This window comes from Ectopseudomonas composti, from assembly GCF_001567565.1.
Taxonomy (GTDB): Bacteria; Pseudomonadota; Gammaproteobacteria; order Pseudomonadales; family Pseudomonadaceae; genus Aquipseudomonas; species Aquipseudomonas composti_A.
The window spans coordinates 182654-206982 of the sequence record NZ_LSSW01000013.1; the positions used below are offsets into that span (position 1 = coordinate 182654).

General features: G+C 63.2%; 26 protein-coding genes, 1 tRNA gene and 1 pseudogene. 13 read left to right on the forward strand and 15 right to left on the reverse strand.

The window, feature by feature from the left end; all coding sequences use genetic code 11:
- The first annotated feature begins 23 nt into the window (after nt 1-23).
- Together PCLY_RS03140 and PCLY_RS03145 are read left to right on the forward strand one after the other, a co-directional pair.
- Nucleotides 24-914: an NAD(P)-dependent oxidoreductase gene (locus tag PCLY_RS03140; protein WP_061237788.1), complete on the forward strand. Its 891-nt coding sequence runs from the start codon at nt 24-26 to the stop codon at nt 912-914.
- Complete coding sequence (locus tag PCLY_RS03145; RefSeq protein WP_061237789.1) at nt 911-1690, forward strand: hydroxypyruvate isomerase family protein; 780 nt, start codon at nt 911-913, stop codon at nt 1688-1690. The genes PCLY_RS03140 and PCLY_RS03145 overlap by 4 nt, the downstream gene beginning before the upstream one ends.
- 86 nt (nt 1691-1776) lie before the next feature.
- On the opposite strand, the gene PCLY_RS03150 is transcribed toward PCLY_RS03145, so the two are convergent.
- Both PCLY_RS03150 and PCLY_RS03155 read right to left on the reverse strand, forming a co-directional pair.
- Complete coding sequence (locus tag PCLY_RS03150; RefSeq protein ID WP_061237790.1) at nt 1777-3957, reverse strand: putative bifunctional diguanylate cyclase/phosphodiesterase; 2181 nt, start codon at nt 3955-3957, stop codon at nt 1777-1779.
- 64 nt (nt 3958-4021) lie between these two features.
- Entirely contained in the window at nt 4022-6193 is a 2172-nt protein-coding gene (locus PCLY_RS03155) for a hypothetical protein (RefSeq protein ID WP_061237791.1), read from the reverse strand.
- Nucleotides 6194-6425: 232 nt separating this feature from the next.
- Here PCLY_RS03155 and PCLY_RS24750 point away from each other — a divergent pair.
- Nucleotides 6426-6566: pseudogene (locus PCLY_RS24750) on the forward strand (MFS transporter); the annotation flags it as partial.
- Between the two features lie 154 nt (nt 6567-6720).
- On the opposite strand, the gene PCLY_RS03160 reads toward PCLY_RS24750, so the two are convergent.
- Complete coding sequence (locus tag PCLY_RS03160) at nt 6721-7698, reverse strand: zinc-dependent alcohol dehydrogenase family protein (RefSeq protein WP_061237792.1); 978 nt, start codon at nt 7696-7698, stop codon at nt 6721-6723.
- A gap of 171 nt (nt 7699-7869) precedes the next feature.
- On the opposite strand from PCLY_RS03160, the gene PCLY_RS03165 reads away from it, so the two are divergent.
- Nucleotides 7870-8571, forward strand: coding sequence for a substrate-binding periplasmic protein (locus PCLY_RS03165; protein WP_061237876.1), 702 nt, complete (start codon nt 7870-7872; stop codon nt 8569-8571).
- Nucleotides 8572-8654: 83 nt separating this feature from the next.
- Entirely contained in the window at nt 8655-9800 is a 1146-nt protein-coding gene (locus PCLY_RS03170; protein WP_061237793.1) for a PQQ-dependent sugar dehydrogenase, read from the forward strand.
- A gap of 199 nt (nt 9801-9999) precedes the next feature.
- On the opposite strand, the gene PCLY_RS03175 is transcribed toward PCLY_RS03170, so the two are convergent.
- Nucleotides 10000-10191 (reverse strand): hypothetical protein, encoded by a 192-nt coding sequence (locus PCLY_RS03175; RefSeq protein ID WP_003462311.1) that lies wholly within the window; start codon nt 10189-10191, stop codon nt 10000-10002.
- A gap of 240 nt (nt 10192-10431) precedes the next feature.
- Between PCLY_RS03175 and PCLY_RS03180 the strand changes: the two genes are divergently transcribed.
- From PCLY_RS03180 to PCLY_RS03190, 3 genes are all read left to right on the forward strand, one after another.
- Nucleotides 10432-11274: a CvfB family protein gene (locus tag PCLY_RS03180; protein ID WP_061237794.1), complete on the forward strand. Its 843-nt coding sequence runs from the start codon at nt 10432-10434 to the stop codon at nt 11272-11274.
- A gap of 54 nt (nt 11275-11328) precedes the next feature.
- Nucleotides 11329-11404 (forward strand) — tRNA-Thr (locus tag PCLY_RS03185).
- A 142-nt stretch (nt 11405-11546) separates the two neighbouring features.
- Entirely contained in the window at nt 11547-11873 is a 327-nt protein-coding gene (locus tag PCLY_RS03190; protein WP_061237795.1) for a hypothetical protein, read from the forward strand.
- Between the two features lie 4 nt (nt 11874-11877).
- On the opposite strand, the gene PCLY_RS03195 is transcribed toward PCLY_RS03190, so the two are convergent.
- The 6 genes from PCLY_RS03195 to PCLY_RS25275 all read right to left on the reverse strand — a co-directional run bounded on the left by PCLY_RS03195 (nt 11878) and on the right by PCLY_RS25275 (nt 15439).
- Complete coding sequence (locus PCLY_RS03195; protein WP_061237796.1) at nt 11878-12924, reverse strand: GGDEF domain-containing protein; 1047 nt, start codon at nt 12922-12924, stop codon at nt 11878-11880.
- Between the two features lie 108 nt (nt 12925-13032).
- Nucleotides 13033-13443 (reverse strand): GNAT family N-acetyltransferase, encoded by a 411-nt coding sequence (locus tag PCLY_RS03200; RefSeq protein ID WP_061237878.1) that lies wholly within the window; start codon nt 13441-13443, stop codon nt 13033-13035.
- 80 nt (nt 13444-13523) lie between these two features.
- Nucleotides 13524-13853, reverse strand: a complete 330-nt coding sequence (locus PCLY_RS03205) for a DUF2025 family protein (protein ID WP_061237797.1) — start codon at nt 13851-13853, stop codon at nt 13524-13526.
- 141 nt (nt 13854-13994) lie between these two features.
- Nucleotides 13995-14396: an NUDIX hydrolase gene (locus PCLY_RS03210; RefSeq protein ID WP_061237798.1), complete on the reverse strand. Its 402-nt coding sequence runs from the start codon at nt 14394-14396 to the stop codon at nt 13995-13997.
- 41 nt (nt 14397-14437) lie between these two features.
- Entirely contained in the window at nt 14438-15139 is a 702-nt protein-coding gene (locus PCLY_RS03215) for a YebC/PmpR family DNA-binding transcriptional regulator (protein ID WP_061237799.1), read from the reverse strand.
- Nucleotides 15140-15304: 165 nt separating this feature from the next.
- Nucleotides 15305-15439 (reverse strand): hypothetical protein, encoded by a 135-nt coding sequence (locus PCLY_RS25275; protein ID WP_269451513.1) that lies wholly within the window; start codon nt 15437-15439, stop codon nt 15305-15307.
- Between the two features lie 370 nt (nt 15440-15809).
- Here PCLY_RS25275 and PCLY_RS03220 point away from each other — a divergent pair, with 370 nt between their 5' ends.
- Complete coding sequence (locus tag PCLY_RS03220; protein ID WP_061237880.1) at nt 15810-16850, forward strand: DUF1176 domain-containing protein; 1041 nt, start codon at nt 15810-15812, stop codon at nt 16848-16850.
- A gap of 13 nt (nt 16851-16863) precedes the next feature.
- On the opposite strand, the gene PCLY_RS03225 is transcribed toward PCLY_RS03220, so the two are convergent.
- Nucleotides 16864-17598, reverse strand: coding sequence for a sulfite exporter TauE/SafE family protein (locus tag PCLY_RS03225; protein WP_061237800.1), 735 nt, complete (start codon nt 17596-17598; stop codon nt 16864-16866).
- Nucleotides 17599-17737: 139 nt separating this feature from the next.
- On the opposite strand from PCLY_RS03225, the gene PCLY_RS03230 reads away from it, so the two are divergent.
- A complete protein-coding gene (locus tag PCLY_RS03230; RefSeq protein WP_061237801.1) occupies nt 17738-18631 on the forward strand; it encodes an EamA family transporter in 894 nt (297 codons plus the stop codon).
- Nucleotides 18632-18638: 7 nt separating this feature from the next.
- Here the strand turns inward: PCLY_RS03230 and PCLY_RS03235 are convergent, their stop codons facing one another.
- The 3 genes from PCLY_RS03235 to PCLY_RS03245 all read right to left on the reverse strand — a co-directional run bounded on the left by PCLY_RS03235 (nt 18639) and on the right by PCLY_RS03245 (nt 21135).
- The gene (locus PCLY_RS03235; RefSeq protein ID WP_061237802.1) at nt 18639-19178 is read right to left on the reverse strand and encodes a DUF1003 domain-containing protein; all 540 of its coding nucleotides are present in this window, start codon (nt 19176-19178) and stop codon (nt 18639-18641) included.
- Between the two features lie 60 nt (nt 19179-19238).
- Complete coding sequence (locus PCLY_RS03240; RefSeq protein WP_061237803.1) at nt 19239-20765, reverse strand: sensor domain-containing diguanylate cyclase; 1527 nt, start codon at nt 20763-20765, stop codon at nt 19239-19241.
- A gap of 88 nt (nt 20766-20853) precedes the next feature.
- Complete coding sequence (locus PCLY_RS03245; protein WP_003462270.1) at nt 20854-21135, reverse strand: peptidylprolyl isomerase; 282 nt, start codon at nt 21133-21135, stop codon at nt 20854-20856.
- 167 nt (nt 21136-21302) lie between these two features.
- Here PCLY_RS03245 and PCLY_RS03250 point away from each other — a divergent pair, with 167 nt between their 5' ends.
- Together PCLY_RS03250 and PCLY_RS03255 are read left to right on the forward strand one after the other, a co-directional pair.
- The gene (locus tag PCLY_RS03250) at nt 21303-21644 is read left to right on the forward strand and encodes a hypothetical protein (RefSeq protein ID WP_061237804.1); all 342 of its coding nucleotides are present in this window, start codon (nt 21303-21305) and stop codon (nt 21642-21644) included.
- A 135-nt stretch (nt 21645-21779) separates the two neighbouring features.
- Nucleotides 21780-22229, forward strand: coding sequence for a hypothetical protein (locus PCLY_RS03255; protein ID WP_061237805.1), 450 nt, complete (start codon nt 21780-21782; stop codon nt 22227-22229).
- Between the two features lie 11 nt (nt 22230-22240).
- Here the strand turns inward: PCLY_RS03255 and PCLY_RS03260 are convergent, their stop codons facing one another.
- The gene (locus PCLY_RS03260) at nt 22241-23281 is read right to left on the reverse strand and encodes a GGDEF domain-containing protein (RefSeq protein WP_061237806.1); all 1041 of its coding nucleotides are present in this window, start codon (nt 23279-23281) and stop codon (nt 22241-22243) included.
- Between the two features lie 185 nt (nt 23282-23466).
- On the opposite strand from PCLY_RS03260, the gene PCLY_RS03265 reads away from it, so the two are divergent.
- Nucleotides 23467-24327 (forward strand): CAP domain-containing protein, encoded by an 861-nt coding sequence (locus PCLY_RS03265; protein WP_082768001.1) that lies wholly within the window; start codon nt 23467-23469, stop codon nt 24325-24327.
- Nucleotides 24328-24329: the final 2 nt, after the last annotated feature.

Below are 24329 nucleotides of genomic sequence, written 5' to 3' on the forward strand. Positions count from 1 at the left end.
GCGTTTTGACAACGGAGTTTGAGATGAGCACTTCACTGCCCGCCCTGGCCTTCGCCGGCATCGGCCTGATGGGGCTGCCGATGACCCGCCGCCTGCTCGCTGCCGGTTACCCGCTGACCCTCTGGAACCGCACGCCGGATAAATGCGCACCGTTGCTGGAGCTGGGCGCGCACCGGGTGGAGAACCCCGCCGAGCTGTGTCGCGATGCCAATGTGGTGATGCTCTGCCTGGCCAATACCGAGGTGGTGCGTGAGGTGGTGTTCGGCCCGGGCGGGATCGTCGAAGGCGCACGGCCGGGGCAACTGTTGGTGGACTTCTCCAGCCTGGAGCCGGCTGCCACGCGTGAGATGGCCGCTGAGCTGGAGGCGCGCAGCGGCATGCGCTGGGTGGATGCACCGGTGTCCGGAGGCACGCCCGGCGCCGAGGCCGGTACGCTGGCTATCATGGCCGGTGGCCGTGAAGAGGATGTGGAGCGCGTGCGCCCGATTCTCGCGCACCTGGGCCAGCGCCTGACGCGCATGGGCGAGGTGGGTGCGGGGCAGGTGACCAAGGTGTGCAACCAGATGATCGTTGCCTGCAACGCCCTGGTGATCGCCGAAGTGGTGGCGCTGGCCGAGCGCGCCGGGGTCGATGCCAGCCTGATCGCCCCGGCCCTGGCCGGTGGTTTCGCCGATTCCAAGCCGCTGCAAATTCTGGCGCCGCAGATGGCGGCCAGCCAGTTCGAGCCGATCAAATGGCATGTGCGCACGCTGCTCAAGGACCTCGATACGGCGGTGAAGCTGTCGCATCAGCAGGGCAGTGCTACACCCATGAGCGGGCTGGCTGCGCAGTTGATGCGTCTGCACGGCAGCCAGGGCAACCTGCAGCGCGACCCGGCCACGCTGGTGGAAATGCTGCGGGAGCAATGCCCATGAAGATTGCCGCCAATCTGTCCATGTTGTTCACCGAGTTGCCCCTGCGCGAGCGCGTGCTGGCGGCGATGAGCGCGGGTTTCGATGGCGTGGAAATTCAGTTCCCTTACGAGTTGCCAGCGCTCGCCCTGAAGGAAGTGCTGGAGTTGACCGCGCTGCCGCTGGTGTTGATCAACGTACCGGCGGGCGATCTGATGACCGGCGGCCCCGGCCTGGCCAGCGTGCCGGCACGACAGGCAGCGTTCGACGCTGCATTGCAGGAGGCGCTGACCTACGCCGCCATGGTCCGCCCGGCGTGCGTCAACGTGCTGCCCGGCCGCCTGGCCGAAGGCGTGAGCCGCGAGCAGGCGCTGGATTGTCTGGCCGCCAACCTGCGCAAGAGTGCCGAAGCCTTCGCCACGTTGGGCATTGGTGTGCTGGTGGAGGCGATCAACCCCATTGACATGCCGGGTTTCCTGATCAATACGCCACAGGATCTGGATGCGCTGCTGCGCGCCGTGGATCACCCGAATCTGGCCGCGCAGTACGACCTCTACCATATGGCGCGTCAGGGGCTGGACGTGGCGGCCGGCATGCGCCTACTGGCCGGGCGCATCGGCCATGTGCAGTTCGCCGATGTGCCGGGGCGTGGTGCGCCGGGTACGGGGGAACTGGCGTTTCCGGCGCTGCTCGGCGCGTTGCGTGACTGCGGTTACAGCGGCTGGCTGGGCGCCGAGTACAAGCCAGGTGAGATGGGCACGCAGGCGAGTCTGGGCTGGTTGCAGGCGTTCAGGGCTTGAGTGCGAGGTGCCTGGGTCGTGGCTGAAGCCGCTCCTACAGGGCTGCATGGCTGCTGTGGGAGGCGCTTCAGCGGCGAGGCGAAGGCTCAGAACCTGGCCGCCACCCGTTCCAGCGGCCGGTAATGCGGAGGGAAGCGGGCCAGGATTTCTTCCAGCGGTACCGGCTTGCTGAACAGATAGCCCTGGACCTGATCGCAGTCGCGCTGCTGCAGAAAGGCCAACTGCTCGACCGTTTCCACGCCTTCGGCGACGACCTTCAGATGCAGGGCATGGGCCATGGCGATGATGGCGTGGACGATCTCGCGGTCCTGGCTGGAGTGGGCTACGTCCTGGATAAAGGAGCGGTCGACCTTCAGCGTGTCCAGCGGTAAGCGGCGCAGGTAGGCGAGCGAGGAATAGCCGGTGCCAAAGTCATCGATGGACAGGCTGACGCCCAGCGCGCGGATATTCTCCAGCAGGCCGATGGCGCGGTTGATATTGCTCAGCAGTGCGCTCTCGGTCACCTCCAGCTCCAGGCAATGAGCCGGGCAACGGGTTGAGCTCAACAACTGTTCGATACGCCCGGGCAACTGGTCGTTGGCCAGGTTCAGCGCCGAGCAGTTGACCGCGATCTTCAGCCCCGGGTAGCCCATGTGATCCAGTCTGTTGAGGTCGAGGCAGGCACGGCGCAGCACCCAGTTGTCGAGCAGATCGATGAAACCGTTGGCTTCGGCGATGGCGATGAAGCGTTCGGGGGTGAGCAGGCCGTGCTGCGGGTGAGACCAGCGCACCAGGGCCTCGAGCTTGCTCAGGGCACCGCTGCGCAGATCGATGATCGGCTGGTAGTAGAGGATCAGGCCATTGTCCTGCTGCAGGGCCTGGCGCAAGTCTTCTTCCAGCTGCAGCTCGAGCGAGGCTTTCTGCTTCAGGTGCGGGTTGAAGAAATGCACCACGTTGCGCCCGCTGCCCTTGGACTGGTACAGCGCCAGATCGGCGTGCTTGAGCAGTTCGTCGGCGCTGCTGCCGTCCTGCGGAAACAGGCTGATGCCGACGCTGGTGGTCATCACGATCTTGCGGCCGGCCAGGCCAATCGGCTCCTTCATGTGCTCCAGCATGCGTGCGGCCAGGGCGCGCGGGTCGGCATTGGCGTCGAGGCTGGCGACCACGCAGAACTCGTCGCCCCCGAAGCGCGCGATGATGTCGCGTTCGCGCAGTGCGCTGCGGATGCGCTGCGCCACCACGCGCAGCAACTCGTCGCCGGCATCGTGGCCGAGGCTGTCGTTGATGCGCTTGAAGTGATCGATATCGAGAAACATCACCGCCAGGCTGCGGCCGGTGATCGCGTGTTCCTCCAGGGCGGCGGCGAATACCCGGTTGAAGCCGCGGCGGTTGAGCAACTCGGTCAGTGGGTCGAAATGCGCCACTTGTTCCAGCGACGCCTTGGCTTGATCGAGCTGCACCAGCAACGTGTTGACCCGCTGCAGGTCGCGCTCCTGGTCGTCCAGTTTGCGTCCGATCCAGGCCGCCGCCAGGCTCAGGCTGAGAATCAGCAAGGTGATGGAAGCGACGATCAGCACCAGTTGCACGCTGTTGTCGGCGCTACGCAGCTGCAGCGGCGTCCCTGGCGCCACCACCAGGTGGAGCGCAGCCATGCCGGTGTAGTGCATCGAGGCGATGGCAGCGCCCATCACCAGCGCCGCGGAATATTTCATCCAGCGCTGGCGCTGCAGTGATCCGTGGCGCACGTAGCGATTGAGCAGCAGGGCGGCGAAGCTGGCGCTGATGGCGATGACGATGGACAGGGTGAACAGGCCGCCGTGGTAGTAGGCCTGGGCATCGGAGCGGATCGCCGCCATGCCGCTGTAATGCATGGCGCTGATGCCCAGGCCGATGATGATCGCCGCCAGTAGCTGGCGGCTCAGGCCGGGACGCGGCATGGCCATGTAGTAAAGGGCGAGCAGGGCGGCTGCCAGGGCCACCAGTAACGACAGCACTGTGGTGGCGAGGTCGTAACGGATGGCGACCGGCGCCTGGAATGCCAGCATGCCGATGAAGTGCATGGACCAGATGGCGCCGGCCAGACACAAGCCCCCGAGCAGGCCCCAGACCAGGCGCATGCCGCGTCTTTGCACCTGATCGAGGTGTCTGGCGATGGTCAGGGTACTGAGGCTGCCGACGCTGGCGAGGACGTATGACAGCGCCACGAGCCAGGGGTCGTGTTCGCAATTGAGCAGCATCTGGCCGTGCTCGGGCAGGTCTGCGAGAAAGCGGATCGATAGTCCGTCCATAGTCACCCCGCTTGGTGGCAGCTGGCGTGCTCTGTTCAGTCAAGCACAGGCACTTTTGTTCCACCTATTTTCCGTAGTCGTTGAGTGAGATCACCCGGGTCTTGCCGATGCGATGGCGGTAGATCTCGCGCAGGTACTTGATCGCCTGCTTGACGCTTTCGCGCGACAGGCGGATGTCGTTGATCGAGACGAACTTCTCGGCGTCGTGAATCAGCTCGCGGTACTTCTTCTCATACATGGGTTTGATCGCGTACCAGTTGGTATCGAGGATCTTCGCCGGGTCTTCGTACTCGTTGAGCATGGCGTCGAGCTGCGCCTCGTTGAACCGCTCGGAGACGATGAAGTCGAGCATGGCGTCGTCCAGGCTGTCGTCGAAACGGTACTGGTCGCGCGCGAAGCAACGCTTGATGTAGGCGACGATCAGGGTCAGGAAGTCGTCCGACAGGCACGGGCTCTTGACGATCAGCGTAGTCAGCGACAGGTTCGCCGAGGCGCCGATCACCAGTGCATAGCGCTTGAGCGTGGTGTTGGGGAAGAGGTTGTTGAGGTGGGTCTTGAGGCGGTTCAGGTCCATGTAGGACAGCTTGTAGTCCTTGGGCAGCGAGACGATCGACACCACCGAGGAGCAGTTCTTGAAGAAGTGCAGGTCGCTCAGCTGGGAGGCGTCGTAGCCGCTGGCCTTGTACTGCTCCAGCGCCTGGCGATAGCGCTTGGATTCGATCGGCAGCAGGCTGATGCCTTCGATGGCCTGGGTCACCTTGTTGAAATGCGGCAGGTCTATGGAGCGGAAGAACAGATCGTCGATGTTCAGCCGTGGCGGGTGTTGCTCCTTGTCCAGCACGCGGAATTTTTCCGACAGTTGGGCCGCCTGCTCGGGCACCACGGATTCGGCGTAGGCCACGGCCACCGGGCCGGCCAGGCTCATGAACAGGTCGTTGGCATCCAGGCGGATGGTCTCGCCGATGTCGATGCCGGCGCGGCGGAAGTAGTTCTGGTCGTAGTCGCTGGTTACCGCCTGGGCGGTGAGGATGTTGAAGATCTGCTGCGAGATGTACTGGTTGGCGTGGCGCTCCATGGCGGTCACGTCGATGTGGTGGATGCTGCCGTCACCGCTTTCCTCGGCGTAGCGCATGATGTCGTTGGAAATCAGCATCATGGCGTTCCACGGGCGGATACGGCGCATCACGCTGTCGGCGCTGCTTTGCTCGTTGTCGAAGTTGTAGGAGAAATCCCATTCCTCGGCCAGGTACTTGCACAGCAGGCGCCCGGCGTTGATGTGCAGGGCTTCGGACATCTCGCTGCGCTGGTCGGAGATGTTCGGCAGGATGCAGATGCCGCTGGTGAAGATCGGCTCGAAGACGAAGCCACGATCACGTTCGGCGTCGTCTTCCTCCGGCGCCTTGCTGTCGAAGGTCTTGCTCATGTAGGCGAACTGCTGGGCCAGGCCGAACTCCGAGGCCATGCCCGAGCCTGTGCCACCGCCAGCGCTGAAGATATAGAAGTACAGCCGCGACTGGTTGGCCTTGATGCCACATGAGTCGATCAGGTAGCTGTGGATGAATTTCCAGTCTTCGTTGGAGAACCGCTGGGTGTCCTTGTTGAGGATGATCTTGGCCAGGTACTGGCCGAGGATCGGCGCATTGCCGGCGCCACCGGCGTGCACCTCGGACAGGTCCATGATCTTCATCTTGCTGTAGTCGTCGAGAAAGCCGCTGATCTCGCCCTTGCGCGAAAAACGGATACGCCCGGCGATGTCCTTGTCCAGGTCGCCCAGCATCACCAGCGGCTCGATCAGAAACACCGGCTTGCTGCTCTTGCTCGGCGCGCGCAGCAGGTTGCTGCGAATCCAACGGCTGGGGCGCGAGGCCTGCTCGATGGCGGCGCTGGCTTCGCTGTGAAACTCTTCCAGATAGAACTGCCGAGCGTTGTAGACCAAGGAAGCGACATCCAGGGCGATGTTCGAGCCGCAGCGGCCAAGGCCGATCAGGCATACCGAGGGAAATTGCTGGATACGGCTGGACTCGCCCTCGTCGAGCGGTTCGCCCAGCGGGAAGACCATGTTGCGCAGGCCATCGAGGTTATCGAGGATGCGCTCGATATCGCGCTCGGTGAAATACAGATACTGCTCACTGGTTTCGCTCAACGCCGGCAGCGCGGGCGGCGCCAGTAGGTTGTCGGCGATATCCGCCAGGGTGGCTTCCTTGGTGGGGGGTACGGCGTCTTTTTTTGTTTTCATCAGTGACAATCCGGCGAGTCCGTGGGGTATTGGCCATTGGCCATGAATTGACCAGTCCCATTGGTTCTAGCACGGAAAAAAGCACTTTGCGTTCTTCGGTCTAATATTGACGCCGGTTTGCCGTCACCTCATCGGTCTGCATCAATCAAACCAATGGTCGCAGCGCGTCATTCCGCGCTCGGTAGGCGCCACCGCAGTAAGCCGCACGCGGACAAAAAAAGGAGGGCTTGTCGTGCAGCCTACCCAGCAAGCCGCGAATGCCTGGCGCATTCTCTTCCTGCTTGTTCTGGCCAAGCTGTTCAACTTCTTCGACCGCAGCATTGCGGCGAGCATCACCGAGGCGATTAGCCGGAGGTGGAGCCTGAGCGACCTGTAGCCCGGTCTGATCGGTGCGGCCGTCACCATCGGCCATGGCCTGGCCGGCGCACCTTGGGCAGTGTGAAGCCGTAGGGTGCGTCGCTTTTTACATCCACCAGAGCGGTGGATCGGTAAAGCGTGACCGACCCTACGGCGCTCGGTTGGTGCGCTCAGGGCACCAGCAGGATCTTGCCGTCACGTTCGCCGCTGGCGGCGGCTGCTACGGCGTCCTTGATGTGTTCCAGGTCATAGGTAGCAGCGACGCGGGTCTTCAGCTTGCCACTGGCGATCAGTTGCACCAGCTCGCCGAACACCTTCATCTGCTGCGCCGGGCTGGCTTGCTGGAACCACTTGGCCAGCCAGAAACCGCGCAGGGTCACGTCACGGAACACGAACGAGGAGGGCGAAACCTGGCAGGACTGGCCGCTCATCATGCCGTAGTTGACCAGCACGCCGCCGTTGGCCAGGGCTGCTGCCAGGTTGTCGGTGCTGACGCCGCCGACCGCATCGATGCCCAGACGAACTTCGGCGCCGCCAGTGGCTGCGCGCACACGCTTGGCCAGGTCCGGGCCGTCGACCAGCACCAGGTCACCGCCTTCGGCCTCGACGCCCGCGATGGCCGAATCACGGCGTACCACGTTGATGGTCTTGAAACCGCGCAGCTTGGCGAGCTGGATCAGGTAGCTGCCGACCCCAGAGTTGGCGGCGTTCTGGATCACCCAGTCGCCCGGCTTGAGGTCGACGAACTCGCTGAGCAGCAGCGAGGCGGTGGGCGGGTTGACGGTGAGCATGGCCAGTTGCAGCGGGTCGGCGTCCGGCAGCGGGATGAGTTTCTCCGCCGGGGCATTCAGAGCCGTGACCCAGGTACCGCAGCCGACCGGCAGTAGCACGGTCTGGCCGACCTTGAAGTTGCTCACGCCTTCACCGAGCGCCTCGACCTTGCCCACACCTTCGTTGCCGCCCACGGCGGGCAGCGGCGGCAGCATGCCGTAGGCGCCGGTCAGGGTCAGCACGTCGGACGGGTTGATCGGCGCAGCCAGTACCTTGACCCGCACTTGCCCGGCTGCGGGCTCCGGCAGTTGCAGTGGCACTGCGCTGATCACGTCCTGCGGCACCGGGCCGCGTTGCTGGTATTCGGCTTTGAGCATGGTCTTGGTCTCCTGAAGGCAGGCGCAAAATGCGTGCAGCCAGTCTAGCCTCGATAAGGCAAAGCGGAATGAATCGGCCGGCATCCACTGTGGTTATGAAGGTGGCCTGGCGTCTATGCTCTGGCGGGACCGACAGTGGGGGAGATGATGTTCAGAGCGTGGCTGGTGTTGATGTTGGCGTGCCTGAGTGCGACGGCTGCGGCGCAGGTGCTGCACGTCGGCTTCGGTACGCACAAGCCGCCTTATGTGTTCGAGGGGGAGCCGCGTGGCCTGGAATATGAGCTGGTGGAGCGCGCCGCGCATAATGCCGGCTTCGAGCTGACCGCCTATTACGCGCCCATGGAACGTCTGCACCTGATGCTGCGTCGCGGCGAGATTGATGCCATCACCACCACTAACGAAAGTAGTGGCGTGCCGGCGTTCTACTCGGACGTCTACATCCATTATCAGAACATGGCGGTGGCGCTGGCCAAGCGCGGTTATCACATCGAACGAATCGCCGATCTCGGCAATTACTCCATCAGCACCTTTCAGCGTGCAAGGTGGTTGATGGGGCCGGAGTTCGAGCGCATGGCCAAGAATAATCCGCGCTACCGCGAGGAGGCATCGCAGATCAATCGCAACCGCCTGCTCTACAGCGGGCGCATCGATATCGTGGTGGGCGACAAGCGCATCATCCGCTACCTGGATCGTGATGTTGCCGACCAGGTTGACGTGACCCAGCCCTTGGCCTGGTTCGATATTTTTCCGCCCACGCTTTACCGCGTCGGCTTTCGTCTTGACGAACAACGCCGGCGTTTCAACGAAGGGCTGCGCCTGTTGCGTGAGTCCGGCGAATACCAGCGCATCGAGCAGCGTTACCAGATGGACTGAAACCTGAGGAAACTTTTGCAGGGCTGCCACAGCTGAGGGGCTGTTGCACTATGGCCGCTTGTCTGACGCCTGGAGACGCCACGATGCCGCGCCTGAAACCCCTCGCTGCCCTCGGTCTGGTCGCTTTGTTCGGTTACCAGCAAAGCCTCGCCGAAGACCGCCAGCTGAGCTCCGAGCTGGGGCCGCTGAACGTTCACACCGTCGCCGAAGGTCTGGCCAACCCCTGGGCAGTCGCCTTCCTGCCGGACGGGCAGGGCTATCTGGTCAGCGAGCGGCCGGGAGCGTTGCGCCGGGTCAGTGCAGAGGGTGAGGTGTCCGCGCCGCTGCGTGGCGTGCCCGAGGTCTTCGCCGTCGGTCAGGGCGGTTTGCTCGACGTGGTGCTGTCGCCTGATTTCGTCGAGGACCGTCTGGTCTATCTGTCCTATGCCGAGCAGGGCGACGGCGCGGCAGGTACGGCTGTCGGGCGCGGCAAGCTGTCGGCCGATGCCACGGCGCTGGAGGGTTTCGAGGTGATCTTCCGCCAGCAACCGAAACTGTCCAGTGGCACGCACTTTGGTTCGCGCCTGGTGTTCGATCGCGATGGTCACCTGTTCATCGCCCTGGGCGACAACAACAATCGTCCCACCGCGCAGGACCTCGACAAGCTGCAGGGCAAGCTGGTGCGCATCCTCCCCGACGGGCGCATCCCCGAGGACAACCCCTTCGTCAGCCGTGACGGCGCGCGTGCGGAAATCTGGTCCTACGGCCATCGCAACCAGCAGGGCGCGGCGCTCAACCCCTGGAGTGGCCGCCTGTGGACCCATGAGCATGGCCCGCGCGGTGGTGACGAAATCAACATTCCCGAGGCCGGCAAGAACTACGGTTGGCCACTGGCGACCTACGGCATCAACTATTCGATGCTGGCGATTCCCGAGGCCAAGGGCAAAACCGTTGAGGGCACCGAGGCGCCTCATCATGTCTGGGCAAAATCACCGGCCATCAGCGGCATGGCTTTCTACGACGCCGAGCGTTTCCCGGCCTGGCAGCACAACCTGTTCATCGGTGCGCTCTCCGGCCAGGCGCTGATTCGCCTGCAGCTCGACGGCGACAGGATCACCCACGAGGAACGCTTGCTGGAATCGCTGAAGGTGCGGGTACGCGACGTGCGGCAGGGGCCGGACGGCTATGTCTACGTGCTGACGGATGCGCCGAAAGGGCAGTTGCTGCGCCTGGGGCTGGCGAGCGAGTAAAGGGTGCCTCTAAAAACGTAGGCGAGGCAGTCAGCGCAAGGCGAAAACGGGCGAAAAAGCGCAGTTTACGAGTTGTAAATGAGCATTTTGATCGGACTCGCGCACGAGCCTGTTTTTAACGCAGCGATGACAACGCAGGTAGTTTTAAGAGGTGCCCTGAGCGGGGAGGGGCTGGGTGCGCGATGCACACCCGAAGCGATCACTTCTTGCTGATGGTGATCTGGCGAGTGCCGCCGTAAGTCTGGCCGCTGACGCCTTTGGCGATCTGCTGGATCTCGCCGCCACCCTGCAGGAAGGCAGCAATCTGCGCCTCGATGGACTCGCGGGTTTCCACGGCAGGGGCGGGTTTGCTGACTTTGCTGGAGGAAGACTTCACGCGCAGGGTGGCCATGACCTTGATCTCTTTCAGAAGGGCGGCCGGTCATTATGCCTCAATTCGCCTATTTCTGCTCGCTTAATCGCCCGGATACATACCATAACGCTGCGCATGGAGGGCTTTTCGCTGCAATTTATGGCTTGTTTCCCAGGTACTTATGCCGCCATTCGACCGGCCGTCGCTTCGCCACGCTGCCAGCCCGGTCGCGGATTAACTCGGGTAGAATGGCCGGCTGTTTTGGTGAGGTGAAACGCGATGGCCTTGATTGGGCGGATGAATTCTTTGCAGGTGGTCAAGCACACCGATTTCGGTCTGTATCTGGACGGTGGTGCGGATGGCGAAATCCTCCTGCCTAAGCGCTACATCCCCAAGGACACGCCGAGCGAAGTCGAAGACTGGCTCAACGTGTTTCTCTACCTCGACAGCGAAGACAAGCTGATCGCTACCACGCTGAAACCGAAGATCCAGCTGGGCGAGTTCGCCAGCCTCAAGGTGGTGGATATCAACCGCGTCGGCCTGTTCTTCGACTGGGGCCTGCCCAAGGACCTGCTGCTGCCGCATTCCGAAGAGAAGCGCCCGCTGCAGATCGGCGACTATTGCGTGATCTACCTCTATCTGGACAAGCGCACCCGTCGCCTCACCGCCACTGCGCGCCTGGACCGCTACCTGGACAAGGTGCCGGCCAACTATCAGGTCGGCCAGGAAGTCGATCTGCTGGTGGTCGAGCGTACCGATCTCGGCTTCAAGGCCATCATCGACGGCAAGCACTGGGGCCTGATCCACAAGAACGAGCTGTTCAAGTTCATCCGCAGTGGCATGCGCGAGAAGGGCTACATCAAGGAGCTGCGCGCCGATGGCAAGATCAGCCTGAGCCTGCAGCCCATCGGCCAAGAAGCTGCCAGTGGCCTGGCCGAGCAGATCATCGAGCGCTTGCGGGCGCAGGGCGGCATGCTGGCGCTGGGCGACAAGAGCTCGCCAGAGCTGATCGCCGAGCAGTTCCGGGTCAGCAAGGGCAACTTCAAGAAGGCCATCGGTGGTCTCTACAAGCAGGGCCTGATTCGCATCCACGACGACCGCATCGAACTGCTCGACAACTGATGTTGCCGTGACTTGAGCACGAGCGCGGCAACTCGCATAATGCCGACGTTTCCCGCCGGTGTAGCTCAGTCGGTAGAGCAGCGCACTCGTAACGCGAAGGTCGTAGGTTCGATTCCTATCTCCGGCACCATTTCCAGCAAAGGGTCAGCTTCGGCTGACCCTTTGTCGTTTCAGCGCTGAAAATTCCCTCGCGCTGTTGTCAAAGCCGGGGTGATGATGGTTTTCGGGTTTCAGGCGTTCGATGTCTGCCCGGGCTCAGATGGGAGGTGCTCATGTTCATTCGTTCGCTGGTGTTGATCCTGGCTGCGACGTTGGCCGGTGCTGCGTTCGCCGACCAGCCGCAGACCATTCGCGTCATTCCCAAGAGCTACGTCAGTCCAGGGGCCAGCGGTAGCGTCTCGGGTTCGTCGAGCTATGAGCAGCACAACCTGTATGGTGGGCAGCGTCTGCCGCAGGGCAGCGTGCGCCAGGAAAGCAATTATGGCAGCTACTCCAGCGAAAGCCGTGGTGGCATCCGGCAGAGCACCGAATATCCAGGTGGGCTGATCATCGAGCGCCAGCCTGGCAGCGGCAGTTATCAACAACAGCGCAGCCGCTGACGCCTCAATGGCTGGCGGTGGTCTTGCTCTGGCCGCTCGGGGCTTCGGCGATCACCGCGCGGTTGCGTCCCTCGCTCTTGGCTCGATACAGGCATTCATCGGCGCGCTGCAGCCAGCTTTCCCAGTGCTCGCCACCGTGCAGGATGGCGCCGCCGATGGAGACGGTCACCGCGCCGCCCGGGCTCTGCAGTTCGTTGGCGACGCGGCTCAGCAGGTTCTGCGCAGCGGCGCGCAGCCCCTCGACCTCGGTATTGGGCAGTAGCAGCAGGAACTCCTCGCCGCCGAAGCGAAACAGCTGGTCTTCCTTGCGTGAGCAGCGCTTGATCAGCTCGACGAACGCCACCAGCACCTGGTCGCCGACATGGTGGCCGAAACGGTCGTTGATCTGCTTGAAATGGTCCAGGTCCATCACCAGCAGGCCGTAGCTGTCGCTGTGGCGGCGATGGCTGGCCATGGCGATTTTCAGCTCTTCGTTCATCGCCCGGCGATTGTGCGCGCCGGTCAGCGGGTCATGAATGGCCAGCAGTTGCAGCTGGTCGCGCTGGGTACGGGTGCGGAAGGCGAAGATGAAGCTGAGCACGCTGGCCATCATGCAGGTGACCAGGAACGACACCATCTGGTAGTGGCTTTCGAACACGCTGCCGGGCACCAGCAGGGCATGGCTGACCAGACTGACCAACACCAGTGAGGTGGCCAGCAGGGCCTTGCCGGGTGTGACCATGAAGAAATTGAAGAGGATCAGTGGGTAGATCCAGAACAGGCCATTGACCCCCAGGTTGATGGCGATCAGCGTGGCACTGACGGAGAACACGGCGGCCAGGTAGATGCCGGGTTTGACCGTGTCACGGGTTATCCAGGCGTAGAGCACGGCGGCCAGCGTGGAGAAGACGATGACGGTGTCGGCGATGCCGACCAGGTAGTTGCCAGTGAGCAAACGGTAGACGGCGTAAGGAGAGATGCCAAGGACCCCGAACAGCCCCATCAGGGTGATGATCGATAGCTGGAAATCCTTGCGCAAGCGCTTCAGCAAACGAGCGGTCTGGGTGGCCATAGCGTTTCTTTTCGTCGTTATGGACCTAGCATGCAGAGCTTTGACCGCTAATGGCAAGGGGCATTCCTGAGCAAAGTGCCAGTGTTTTGGCCCAGGCCGAGAGGCTGCTCAGTGGGCGCGCAGCGAGAGTAACGACTTGCTGCGTTGGTAGCGGGCCAGCCGTTCGGCCAGTTCTGCCGGCAGGGGGTGGCCAGCCTCGAAGCCGTGGCGCTGGTAAAAGCTTTGCAGATCAGGATGGCAGAACAGCCAGATCGCCTCGGGATGCTGCGCCAGAGCGTGATCGAGCAGGGTCGCGGCCAGCCCCTGGCGGCGCAGCGCGGTAGCGACGAACAGGCCGGTGAGCCACTGCCCACCGGCGACTGCCCGCAGGCTGAGTGCTGCGACGATTTCCCCCACCTGTTCGGCGACCCAGATCTCGTCGCCCGCTTGGCTGCGCATCGGTGAGCGTTGGCTACGGTAGAACTTGTCGACCAGTGGGCGCAGCAGCGGCGGAAGAGGGCGGTAGTGCAGTGGGGTCATCGGTATGGAAGCAGCGGGGCGGTGGGCCATTTAAGCAGAATCCGGCCGGCAGGGTGCGCGGTGCGCACCCTGGCGGCGATTCAGGCTGGGGCCAGGCGGCGTCGCTCGGCGCGTATTTCCGGCAGATCACTGCGGCGCAGATACACGCGCAACGGCTCGCTGAGATTGACCCGGTCATCGATGCGTTGTTCCTGCAGCCAGGCCAGGCGCTGGCGATCCAGGCGCATCAGCTCGCCTTCAGCGGCGTGCCAGACGTATTCGCAGGTTGGAGTGATGGTATCGGCCGGTACATCTAGGCCGAAGCTGTCTTCGGAGAAGCGCAGCAGGTACTGCTCGGTCTTGGCGTTGTAGCCGACGAAGCCTTGCAACTGGTCGGCTGCCTGGCAGATCTGGGCGGACGTGATACTCATGGCAAACCTCGTTTCCTGTGGGGTTTGCAGGCAAGGCGAATGGTTCTGGTTATCGGCGCAGCCTAATCGCTGGGGCTGTCGCCTGCGTTGCCGTGGATCAAGAAACCGTTGGAGGTCGTGTTGACGTCGCTCGCGACGGCCCTAAAGGGTGGCCGCCAGAGCCGGCAGCACCTGATCGCGCAGCAGGGGCGCCAGGTCATCAGGCAGCGGCTCGGTGGTGTCGAGCCAGCGCAGTTCTTCCAGCTCGGCGGCGGGCTGAACGGCGTGGGGCAGGGTGGCGCGGAAGATGTCAGCGTGCACCCAGGTGTCGGCCTCGTTGGCGGCGGGCGCCTGGAACTGGCCGACAGGTTGCAGCGCGGCGGCAGGCAGTTGCAGCTCCAGCTCTTCCAGCAGTTCACGTTCGAGCGCCGACAGTGCGTCTTCGCCTGCTTCGCGCTTGCCGCCAGGCAGCATGAAGAAACGGGTGTGGCGCTTGCGCACCAGCAGCAGGCGGCCACGTTCGTCGAACAGGCAGGCTGCGGCTATGTGGAGAGTGGTTTTCATAAGGTCAGCGTTGGGCGCCCGAGCCGGGCGCCCAACGAATATCAGCCGGCGAGGCCGACGTAGACGTTCTGTACGTCGTCGTGACCGTCGATGGCTTCGAGGAAGGCCTCGACTTCTTCCATTTGCTCCGGCGTCAGGCTGCTTACCGGATTCTTCGGGCGGTAACCGAGCTTGGCCGAGTTGACGGTGAAGCCCTGCTCCGGCAGCGCCTTGCACACGGCGTCGAGGTCGGTCGGGTCGGTAATGAACAGGGTCGAACCTTCGTCATCGGGCACGAAGTCCTGGGCACCGGCTTCGATGGCCGCCAGTTCCGGGTCGGAGTCATCTTCGGTGGTGGCTTCGATCAGGCCGACGTGGTCGAAGTCCCAGCTCACCGAACCGGAGGCACCGAGCTGGCCCTTGCGGAACAGCACGCGAATTTCGGCGACGGTGCGGTTGACGTTGTCGGTCAGGCACTCGACGATCACCGGCACCTGGTGCGGGGCGAATCCTTCGTACTGGGTGCGCTCGTAGTTGATCACCTCACCGGACAGACCGGCGCCTTTCTTGATGGCGCGCTCCAGGGTGTCCTTGGGCATCGAGGCTTTCTTGGCCTGATGCACGGCCAGGCGCAGCTTGGGGTTCATGTCCGGGTCGGCGCCGTTACGCGCGGCGAGCATGATTTCCTTCACCAGCTTGCCGAAGATCTTGCCTCGGGCATTGGCGGCGGCTTCTTTGGGTTTGGCTTTCCACTGGGCGCCCATCTGGGGTCTCCTGGCCGATAGGTGATACGGCGTCAGCGCAGGTTGCGGCGTGACGATCGGATAGGCTGCGGATTCTAGTGCCTTGCGCGCTCAACGGCACCTGCAATTTCCGTCGACGGGAGGTAGAACCCGGCACAGGAGGGCTGTGCCGGGGCAAAGCGCAGGTCAGGCGAGGGGAGAATGACTGCCCAACAGGGTGGTATGGCCCTGTTTCTTCGATCGCTTGGCTTCGCGTTTTTCATGCGCGGTCTTCTGCGGCTTCTTCTTGCTTTCCTTGTGTGAATCTTGGCTCTTGCTCATGGTGGTTACTCCGGAAAATGGATCATGGACTGGACGTATACGTACTGGTCACTACCACCTCCTCGGCCACCGGGCCGTCTGCAAAGCGCATGCGCTGTATGAAGCATAGTCGCTGGAGAGTAACAGGTTGTGGCCAAGCGCCGGTCGATATTTGGGTGGCTTGTTCAGCGGTCGAGGCGGCTGTCGAGGTGGGCGCCGTGCTGGCCTCGCGACAGTTGCTTCCAGGCCTTCGATGCCATCACTGCCTACAACCTGTGCGCTCGGAGCCACGGCAGCGGCGCGCGAGCTGCTTGATCTCTGACGACGCTTGCCTGACTTGGCCGGGCGCAGGAACATGGCGGCCCTGCGCATTCGTCAGAAGGAGTTGCTCATGTCGCGTTGGACGCTGATCACCGGGTTGATGCTGGCCACGGGGATTGCCCAGGCAGCCGCCGAACAGGTGCCGTTGTACCGGGAAATCAAGGATTGGGTGGTGGCCTGCGACAACCAGCGCGGTTGCCAGGCGCTGAGCGCCCGTGACGGTTTCGAATACACTCCACTGGCTTTGCACCTGCAGCGTGATGCCGGTGCGCAGGCGCCGGTGAAGCTGTATGTGCGTGACGTCGAGCAGCGGGGCTTCGCGCCGCTGTTGCTCGACGGCAAAGCGCTGGCGAACGCCAAGGCCTTGCACCGGTTGCAACGGAACGACGAGACGCTGCTGCTGGCCGAGGGCGCCGATGCGCAGGCGCTGTTGGCCGAGTTGCGCAATGGCGAGCAGTTAAGCATGCCGGCGGAGCGCGAATCCGACGCTGTGGTGTCGCTCAGTGGGCTTTCCGCCGCCTTGCTGCTGATGGATGCCGTCCAGGGCCGGGTCGCTACCCGCAGTGCGTTGTACCGCCCGGGGCCGCGGCCGGACAGCGAGGTGCCGTCTGCAGCGCCGGCAGCGCATCTGCCTGCCTATCCGGGTACCACGCCGCTGTCGGAGGCCGAGAGTCGGAGCATTGCTGAGGCCGTGATGGCGCAGACGCGTGACGCCTGGATCGAGGAAGAAATGGACGACGAGCCGGAGGCCGAGGCCTTCGCCCTCAACGAGCGCGAGGCGCTGGTGATCATTCGTACCTGGTGCGCGGCCTACAACTGCGATTTCGCGGTGTATCGCGTGGATCGTCAGCGGCCACATGCGCAGCGGGATCTGCAGCTCGATCCGCTACCGTTGGGGCATGGCGGATTGTCCGGATGGGTGAGTTACAGTCCCGATACCGGTGAGCTGGCCTATCTGTACAAGGGGCGCGGAATTGCCGACTGCGGCGAGACCGGCAGTTGGCGCTTCGACGGTGAGCGTTTTCGACTGGCCTCGTTCAGCTTCATGGGGCGCTGCGTGGGCGGCAACCCCGGCGAGTGGCCGCAGCTGTGGCGCGTAGCCGAGCCTTGAGCGAGAGCACGGGTCAGAGGTAGCGCCAGATCAGCTGGATGCCTGCCAGCAGAATGCCCAGCCGGGCGATGCGGTAGAACCACAGGTGGTTGACCCGTGACTGCAGCCACAGGCCGCTCCATACACCCAGCGGCACGATGGGCGCGAGCATCAGGCTGAGTAGCAGGTTTTCCTGGGTGAACTGGCCCAGAGCCGCGTAGGGAAACAGCTTCGCGGCATTGGTCAGCAGGAAGAACAGGTTGATCGTGGCGACGAAGCGGACCTTGTCCAGTTGCTGTGGCATCAGGTGCATCATCACCGGCGGGCCGCCGGCGTGGGCGACGAAACTGGTGAATCCGGCCAGGCTCGACAGCAGCGTGCCACGGCCCTTGTGCAGCGGTCGCGGCGCCTGGTTGCCAATCACCAGCCCAAGCCCGACGAAGACGATGGCGATCCCCCCGATCAGCAGGCCGATGGCGCGTTCGTCGAACAAACCGAAAGTCAGCGAGCCGATGGCAATGCCGATCACCGCGCCGGGCAGCATGACCTTGAGGTTGGCGCTATCCCATTTGCCCCAGTAGGCCTTCAGGCCCACCACATCGGCCAGGCAGAGAATCGGCAGCATCACCGCCACTGCCTGTTTCGGTGAGGTGGCCAGTGCCAGCAGCGGCACAGCGATGCCACCCAGGGCGCCACCGAAGCCGCCCTTGGACAGTCCGGTGAGAAACACCGCCGGCAGGGCGAACAGGAGAAAGTCGTGCAGGGTCATGAATGTGCAGTAACGATGCAGAGGCGCGCAGGTTAGCAGTCGCTTACTGCTGTGTGGCTTTTTTCCTCGGCGTCTGTGTCTGTCTGCTGCCGGGCGAGGCTGCTCTAATGCCCGCTCACTCAATGCGAGGCTCGTGCTCATGTCACCCAAGGATCTGCTGCTGGCACTGCTGGTGATCGTCGTCTGGGGGCTGAACTTCGTGGTCATCAAGATCGGCCTGCACGGCATGCCGCCGCTGCTGATGGGCGCGCTGCGCTTCATGCTCGCGGCGTTCCCGGCGATCCTCTTCGTGCGTCGGCCACAAGTGCCGCTGCGCTGGATGCTGGCCTATGGCATGACCATTTCCCTGGGGCAGTTCGCCTTTCTCTTCTATGCCATGTACGTCGGCATGCCGGCCGGCCTGGCTTCGCTGGTGCTGCAGTCGCAGGCCTTCTTCACCCTGTTCTTCGCCGCGCTGTTTCTCGGCGAACGGCTGCGAGGCAGCAACCTGTTCGGCCTGCTGGTGGCGGCCAGCGGTCTTGTACTGATCGGTTTGCAGGGCGGGCAGGCGATGACCCTGGCCGGTTTCGCCCTGACCATCGCCGCCGCGTCGATGTGGGCGCTGGGCAATGTGGTCACGCGCAAGCTGGGCAAGGTCAACCTGGTTGGCCTGGTGGTCTGGGGCAGCCTGATCCCGCCGCTACCGTTCCTGGCATTGTCGCTATGGCTGGAGGGGCCGGAGTTGATCAGCCACTCGCTGCGCACGCTCAGCCTGGACTCGCTGCTGGTGCTGGCCTACCTGGCATTCGGCGCGACCATTCTCGGTTACGGGCTATGGAGCCGCCTGTTGTCGCGCTACCCGGCCAGCCAGGTGGCACCGTTCTCGCTGCTGGTGCCGGTGGTGGGCATCAGTTCTTCGGCGCTGCTGTTGGGCGAGCGCCTTGGTGCATTGCAGATGGTCGGCGCCGCGCTGGTCATGGCCGGGTTGTTGATCAACGTCTGGGGCGGGCGTTTGCTCGATAGTTGGCGGCAGCGCGCGGCGACGCTGCCGTAAGGGCTGTTCAGTCCTGCGGTTTTTTTTCCGGTAGGCGTTCGAGGATCTGATCCAGGCGTTGCTGGATGCGTTGGTCGATCTTCTCGTGCAGGCGCATGATTTCCAGTTCGGCGCGCAGGTTCACCTCGAAGTCCAGACTCGCGGCCAGGCGATCCTTCGCCGCCTGGCGGTTCTGGCTCATCATGATGATCGGCGCCTGGATCGCGGCCAGGGTCGACAGCATCAGGTTGAGAAAGATGTACGGGTAGGGGTCGAAGGCCATGCCGAAGTGCGACAGCACGTCGGTGTTGATCAGCATCCAGCCGAGCATGATCAGCCCGAAGCTGATGATGAAGGTCCAGGAGCCGCCGACTGCGGCGACCTTGTCCGAGAGCCGCTCACCGAAGCTCGACTGTTGGTCCGAAACATCGGCTACGTCGCGACTGATAGGGCGGCGCTGGCGGATCTGTTCGAGCACATGGCTTTCTTCCGGCTCGAGTTCGTGAATGGCTTTGCCAAGCAGGTGCTGGGCGAGTTGTTGCAGTGGGTGTGCGGTGTTGTTGCTCATCGTGGCCATTTATCCGAGGCAGAGACGTTGAGGCGATGCTGAACCGCTTCAGACCGCTTGTCATCTCCGATGTTCGCTATCGACCTCGGTGCTTTCCATGCGGTTGCGGCCCTTACTCTTGGCCCGATACAGCGCCTGATCGGCTGCTTCGATCAATGCCAGCGCCAGTACCGAGCTGTCTTGCTGGTCAGGCGTGAGATTGGCCACGCCGGCGCTGACGGTGACGCGTGCGAAAGGGCTCGCTTCATGAGCCAGGTGGCGCTGCTCCAACGCCTGCATGAAGCCCAGTGCCACGGCCTCGGCACCTTCGCCCGTGGTGTTCGGCAGGATCACCGCCAGTTCCTCGCCGCCATAGCGCGCGGCCAGATCGCCTGGTCGGCGCACGCACTGCTTGAGCAGCGCCGCCACCGTGCGCAGGCAGTCATCGCCGGCGACATGGCCGTAGCGGTCGTTGTAGCGCTTGAACAGATCGATATCGAACAGCAGCAGTGACAGTGACGAGCCCCGGCGCTGCGCTCGGCGGATCTCCACTTCCAGGGTCTGGTCGAAACTGCGGCGGTTGGCCAGGCCGGTCAGGCTGTCCTGCGAGGCGAGCACTTCCAGTCGCGAGTTGGCGTCGAGCAGCTCTTCCTGAGCAAGCAACAACTGGCGCTCGGTGCGCGAGCGGCGGCGGATATCGACGATAAGGCTCTGGCCGATGCCCCCGACGGCGATCAGCAACAGCAGAATCAGGCCAGTGAACAGTTGGGCATCGTGGCGCCAGGGGGCGAGGGCATCCTCGCGGCTGAGCGCGACGATGGTGATCAGCGGCAGGCGATCGTTGCGACGCAAGGCGTAGACACGCTTGACCCCGTCGATGCGTGAGGTCTGTTCGGAGGTCGCTTCGTGATGGTTGCGCAGCAATTGCAGGACGGGCGAGTCGGACCAGTCCATGCCGACATCCTGCTCACGGAAGGGTTGGCGAAACAGCAGCTTGGCGTCGCCGGTGGACAGGCTCATGGAGCCGTGCTCGCCGAGGTCCAGACTGCCGAAGAAACTCAGAAAATGCTCGACATCCAATGTCACCGCAACCACGCCAGCGAAATGCCCGTCACTGTCGTTCAGCCGCCGGCTTACCGTGAAGACCCAGTCTCCGGTGATACGGCTTTTGATGGTGGGGCCAATGTACGTGTCGGTAGAGGGATCGGCGCGGTGATGAAGGAAAAAGGCGCGATCAGCGGCGTTGGGGCTCTGCTCGGGAGGCCGGGGCGATGACAGCAGGCGATTGCCCACCGGGTCATAGATGATGATTGCATTGGCCAGGCCGAGCACTGCTCTCTGCTTCTGCAGCAAGGCCCGCAGGCGCTCTGGTTGCTGCATCGCCAGGCCGTTCTGCAGACGATCGCTCAACTCGATCAGTACCAGTTCGGATTGCCGGATGACCCCTTCCGTGTAGTTGTCCAGCGCCTGAACCAGGTTGAGGTTGGCGACGTTCAGCTCATGCAACGCGCGCTCACGAGAGAACCAGACCTGCCAGGCGGTGAGCAACGCCAGCGACAGGCAAATGAATACCAGCAGAATGGAGGTGAGCCGAATACCGCGTTTCATGGCTGAAACCCAGAGCCCTACTGCAGGAGTATCGAAAAAAGGCTTGGGACAAGAAGGGCCGCGCTGGCGGCCCTTCCATCATCGGCCATTAGTCCTGACGGCTGGTGACTTCCAGCAGGTGGTAGCCGAACTGGGTCTTGACCGGACCTTGCACCACGCCGACCGGCGCACTGAAGACCACGGTGTCGAATTCCTTGACCATCTGGCCCGGGCCGAACGAACCGAGGTCGCCGCCGCTGCGGCCGGACGGGCAGGAGGAATTGTCTTTGGCCAACTGGGCGAAGTCGGCACCGCCTTCGATGGCGGCTTTCAGTTCGTTGCACTTGTCTTCGCTGGCAACCAGGATGTGGCGGGCGGTGGCGCGGGCCATGGGAGTACCTCCTTTAAGTGAAGGTGCAGAGCCTAGCGCAATCGCTTCGACAAGCAAACGGTAGGCCGTTCGTCCATCTGTCAGGAGTCGTTTCTGTACCTGGCTTGTCCCAACTTCTGTAGGCGGGCATTTGCCCTGAACTCAGGCCTGACTGAGGAGACTTGCAGATGAACACTCTGAGCATCGACGGTTGGCGCAAAGCCGATGACGACAGCAAATCCATTCCCATCGGTACCCTGCGCTTCCATGTCAGCGAGGCCGAGCACCTGCGCCTTGAGCAGGCCGAGGAGGAGCTTCAGCGCAGTGGAATCCGCGACATGATGATCGACGCCGACACGCAGGCGCTGGAGTTGGTCATGCCGGACGGCTTCGGGGCGCTCAGCGAATGCAAGTGGCGCGTGTACATCGGCGGTGAACAAGCACGTGGCCAGTTTCATCTGCTCGGTTACAGCGCCGAAGATGGCTGCCTGATCTACAGCAACGCGGTCATGGTCGATCAACTGGGTTGAGCGTGGCGGGCAACACCTTGCCTCGGGGTGGCAAGTCCATGCCGCAGCGGTGTGAGCAAAGCCCGTCATCACTGGTCTGCAGCGGCTGGCCCGGAATCTGCTTTGCATGAGGCAAACGGATTTCACGGAGGCTCCATGACCAGCATCAACAACAGCATGCCTGCCATGCTCAGCTACTACGGCAGTCAGCTCAACAATCGGTCGGCGTCGAACAGTGCAGGAGCAGAAGGGCAGGCCAGCCAGGATCCGATTGCCGACCTGCGCCGTTTTGCCAAGCAGGTGGTGGCGCGCAGCGAAGGCGGGCTGTTGCGCGCCATGAATGGCGGTGCATCGGGCTCCAGTCAAGCCGTGCAGCGCAACGCTGACAGCCAGCCAGCGCAACCTTCGGTGATTCAGTTGCCTGACGTGATGCAGCTCGATCGCGACGATGCCGCCAAACTGCTGGCGCAGGTGCAGAAGATGGTGGATGCCGGCATGGATGGCAGCGTCGTGATCGCCGGTCATAACGGTGATAAGCAGACCGACTCGCTGGAAACCTACCGCCAGTGGCTGCAGGAGAAGGGCGGGCTCAGCGTTTACGCCTGACTCATGCCCGTTCAGCCCAGGGCCGGCTGCATGTTCTCGCGGCTGATCACCCGGTTGCGCCCGGCGCGTTTCGCCGCATAGGTGCGTCTGTCCGCTGCCAGCATCAGCTCGTCCAGTGATTGCCCGTCCACCCCGAAACAGGCGACGCCAGCGCTCAAGGTCATCTGCAGTGGGCTGTCATCCACGCTTAGCGGCTGCGCAGCCAGGCGCTCGCGCAGGCTCTCGGCAATGTCGCGAGCCTGCCACGCCGTGCTGCCCGGCAGCAGCACAGCGAACTCCTCGCCGCCCAGGCGACAGAACAGATCATTGATACGCAGGCGCTGTGCCAGCACCTTGGCGAAGTGAGCCAGGGCACGATCGCCGACGTCGTGACCGAAACGGTCGTTGATCTGCTTGAAGTGATCGATGTCGATGAACACCAGCGCCAGAGGCTTGCCACTGCGCAGCGCGTGGGCGCGTTCGCGCTCGAACACCTCGGCCAGCTTCAGCCGGTTCGGCAGCCCGGTCAGGGCATCGGTGGTGGCCTGCTCGGTCAGGTGCTTCTCGTTGAGCAGACGGCTGCGTTCATAGATATGGGCGAAGATCATCACCGCCAGACTGGACAGGCCGAGATTGGCGACGATCTCCACGTTTGCCAGGAGTTCGTCGGAGGAAAACCGTCGGCTGAACACGAACAGGCCGATGCCGACGAACAGAATCGAGCCATACATTCCCAGGCGCAGCCCCAGCAGCAGGTAGCAGATGATCGGAATTGTCTGTATCCAGGCGAACACCGCGAAGGTTGTGGTGGTCTGAGCCAGCGCCACAATCATGATGCTGAAGAACGGCAGCAGGTAAATCGCGGTCAATAGCTGCAGGTTACGCGTTCTATCGATGATGTTCAGTAGATACAGCGACACACCGGCGTAGGCGATTTCCAGACCGGCCAACAGCCAGTTGTCGTGCAGCAGATTGACCACCGAGAAGAACAAACCGCCGCTCAAGGTGATCCATAGCAATGCCTTGAGGACCTGGCGGCGATGTTGTTCGGTCTTTGCGAAGTAACCGGGCATCAATGTTCTCGAGCTGGAAGAGCGAGTGCGCAAGTTGTGTGATGGCGATAGATGGCGTCATGCAGGAACCCTGCCGTTCGTCCGCGATGCCAGTGTGCGCGGACGTTCGACGGGACTAGGAAGCCGGCGGTGATCCAGCGCCGGGTAATGCGTCAGAATCACGACGTTAGTTGGGAGAGGGCTGTATGACAACAACAATGAGCAACTGGGGATGGCAGCGTTGCCTGATGGCGCTGCTGTTGCTGGGCGTCTGGGGGGCGGCGCAGGCTGCCGAGGATCAGGCACTGATCGAAACGATCAACGCCTATCGCGCTGAGGTGCAACGCTGTGGCGTGCAGGCCTCCGAGCCGCTGCCGCCGCTGAGCAACGACCCGCGCCTGATACTGCCCGCCAATGGCACCGGTGATCTGCAGGACTCGCTGAGCGCTGCCGGTTATCCGCTGGTCAACGTACAGGCCATCACGCTCTCCGGGCCGCGCAATGCCCAGGCTGCGATGCAGGCACTGAGCGAGAGTTTCTGCCGCGTGCTGCTCGATCCGCAGTTCATCGACATAGGCGTCAGTCAGCATGATCGCGACTGGCGCATCGTACTGGCTCGTCCGCTGCTCAGTGGGCGTCTGCAAACCTGGCAGACCGAGGGGGAAAGTCTGCTGCTGCTGATCAACTCGGCCCGCGCCGAGGCGCGCCAATGTGGGGATCAGCGCTTTGCCGCCAGCGCACCACTGGTATGGAACGCCGAGCTGGGCAGTGCCGCCGAGAGCCACAGCCGGGCCATGGCCAACGGCAACTTCTTCGCCCACCAGGGGCCTGATGGTCTGACACCGGGTGACCGCGCGGAACTGGCGGGCTACAGCGGCACCAAGGTGGGGGAGAACATCGCCGCCGCGCTGGATACCACTGCCAAGGTGGTCGAGGGCTGGCTGGCCAGCTCCGGGCATTGCGCTAACATCATGAACCCGGAGTTCAGCGAGCTAGGCGCCGCCTATGCCAACGATCCGCAGAGCGATGCCGGGATCTACTGGACGGCGCTGTTTGGCGGGCAGTGAGC

Excerpts from the sequence above, each read along its gene's own strand:
- PCLY_RS03160 (WP_061237792.1), bottom strand. The coding sequence starts at position 7,698 with ATGCTCAAAGCCGAATACCAGCAACGCGGCCCGGTGCCGCAGGACGTG.
- PCLY_RS03245 (WP_003462270.1), bottom strand. The coding sequence starts at position 21,135 with ATGGCCCGCGCCACCGCCCGCCACATCCTGGTTGCCAGCGAAGACAAG.
- PCLY_RS03225 (WP_061237800.1), bottom strand. The coding sequence starts at position 17,598 with ATGACCCTGCACGACTTTCTCCTGTTCGCCCTGCCGGCGGTGTTTCTC.
- PCLY_RS03195 (WP_061237796.1), bottom strand. The coding sequence starts at position 12,924 with ATGGCCACCCAGACCGCTCGTTTGCTGAAGCGCTTGCGCAAGGATTTC.
- PCLY_RS03140 (WP_061237788.1), top strand. The coding sequence starts at position 24 with ATGAGCACTTCACTGCCCGCCCTGGCCTTCGCCGGCATCGGCCTGATG.
- PCLY_RS03165 (WP_061237876.1), top strand. The coding sequence starts at position 7,870 with ATGTTGGCGTGCCTGAGTGCGACGGCTGCGGCGCAGGTGCTGCACGTC.
- PCLY_RS03230 (WP_061237801.1), top strand. The coding sequence starts at position 17,738 with ATGTCACCCAAGGATCTGCTGCTGGCACTGCTGGTGATCGTCGTCTGG.
- PCLY_RS03210 (WP_061237798.1), bottom strand. The coding sequence starts at position 14,396 with ATGAAAACCACTCTCCACATAGCCGCAGCCTGCCTGTTCGACGAACGT.
- PCLY_RS03155 (WP_061237791.1), bottom strand. The coding sequence starts at position 6,193 with ATGAAAACAAAAAAAGACGCCGTACCCCCCACCAAGGAAGCCACCCTG.
- PCLY_RS25275 (WP_269451513.1), bottom strand. The coding sequence starts at position 15,439 with ATGAGCAAGAGCCAAGATTCACACAAGGAAAGCAAGAAGAAGCCGCAG.
- PCLY_RS03200 (WP_061237878.1), bottom strand. The coding sequence starts at position 13,443 with ATGACCCCACTGCACTACCGCCCTCTTCCGCCGCTGCTGCGCCCACTG.
- PCLY_RS03205 (WP_061237797.1), bottom strand. The coding sequence starts at position 13,853 with ATGAGTATCACGTCCGCCCAGATCTGCCAGGCAGCCGACCAGTTGCAA.
- PCLY_RS03190 (WP_061237795.1), top strand. The coding sequence starts at position 11,547 with ATGTTCATTCGTTCGCTGGTGTTGATCCTGGCTGCGACGTTGGCCGGT.
- PCLY_RS03150 (WP_061237790.1), bottom strand. The coding sequence starts at position 3,957 with ATGGACGGACTATCGATCCGCTTTCTCGCAGACCTGCCCGAGCACGGC.
- PCLY_RS03175 (WP_003462311.1), bottom strand. The coding sequence starts at position 10,191 with ATGGCCACCCTGCGCGTGAAGTCTTCCTCCAGCAAAGTCAGCAAACCC.
- PCLY_RS03170 (WP_061237793.1), top strand. The coding sequence starts at position 8,655 with ATGCCGCGCCTGAAACCCCTCGCTGCCCTCGGTCTGGTCGCTTTGTTC.
- PCLY_RS03265 (WP_082768001.1), top strand. The coding sequence starts at position 23,467 with ATGACAACAACAATGAGCAACTGGGGATGGCAGCGTTGCCTGATGGCG.
- PCLY_RS03240 (WP_061237803.1), bottom strand. The coding sequence starts at position 20,765 with ATGAAACGCGGTATTCGGCTCACCTCCATTCTGCTGGTATTCATTTGC.
- PCLY_RS03235 (WP_061237802.1), bottom strand. The coding sequence starts at position 19,178 with ATGAGCAACAACACCGCACACCCACTGCAACAACTCGCCCAGCACCTG.
- PCLY_RS03220 (WP_061237880.1), top strand. The coding sequence starts at position 15,810 with ATGTCGCGTTGGACGCTGATCACCGGGTTGATGCTGGCCACGGGGATT.
- PCLY_RS03145 (WP_061237789.1), top strand. The coding sequence starts at position 911 with ATGAAGATTGCCGCCAATCTGTCCATGTTGTTCACCGAGTTGCCCCTG.
- PCLY_RS03250 (WP_061237804.1), top strand. The coding sequence starts at position 21,303 with ATGAACACTCTGAGCATCGACGGTTGGCGCAAAGCCGATGACGACAGC.
- PCLY_RS03255 (WP_061237805.1), top strand. The coding sequence starts at position 21,780 with ATGACCAGCATCAACAACAGCATGCCTGCCATGCTCAGCTACTACGGC.
- PCLY_RS03260 (WP_061237806.1), bottom strand. The coding sequence starts at position 23,281 with ATGCCCGGTTACTTCGCAAAGACCGAACAACATCGCCGCCAGGTCCTC.
- PCLY_RS03215 (WP_061237799.1), bottom strand. The coding sequence starts at position 15,139 with ATGGGCGCCCAGTGGAAAGCCAAACCCAAAGAAGCCGCCGCCAATGCC.
- PCLY_RS03180 (WP_061237794.1), top strand. The coding sequence starts at position 10,432 with ATGGCCTTGATTGGGCGGATGAATTCTTTGCAGGTGGTCAAGCACACC.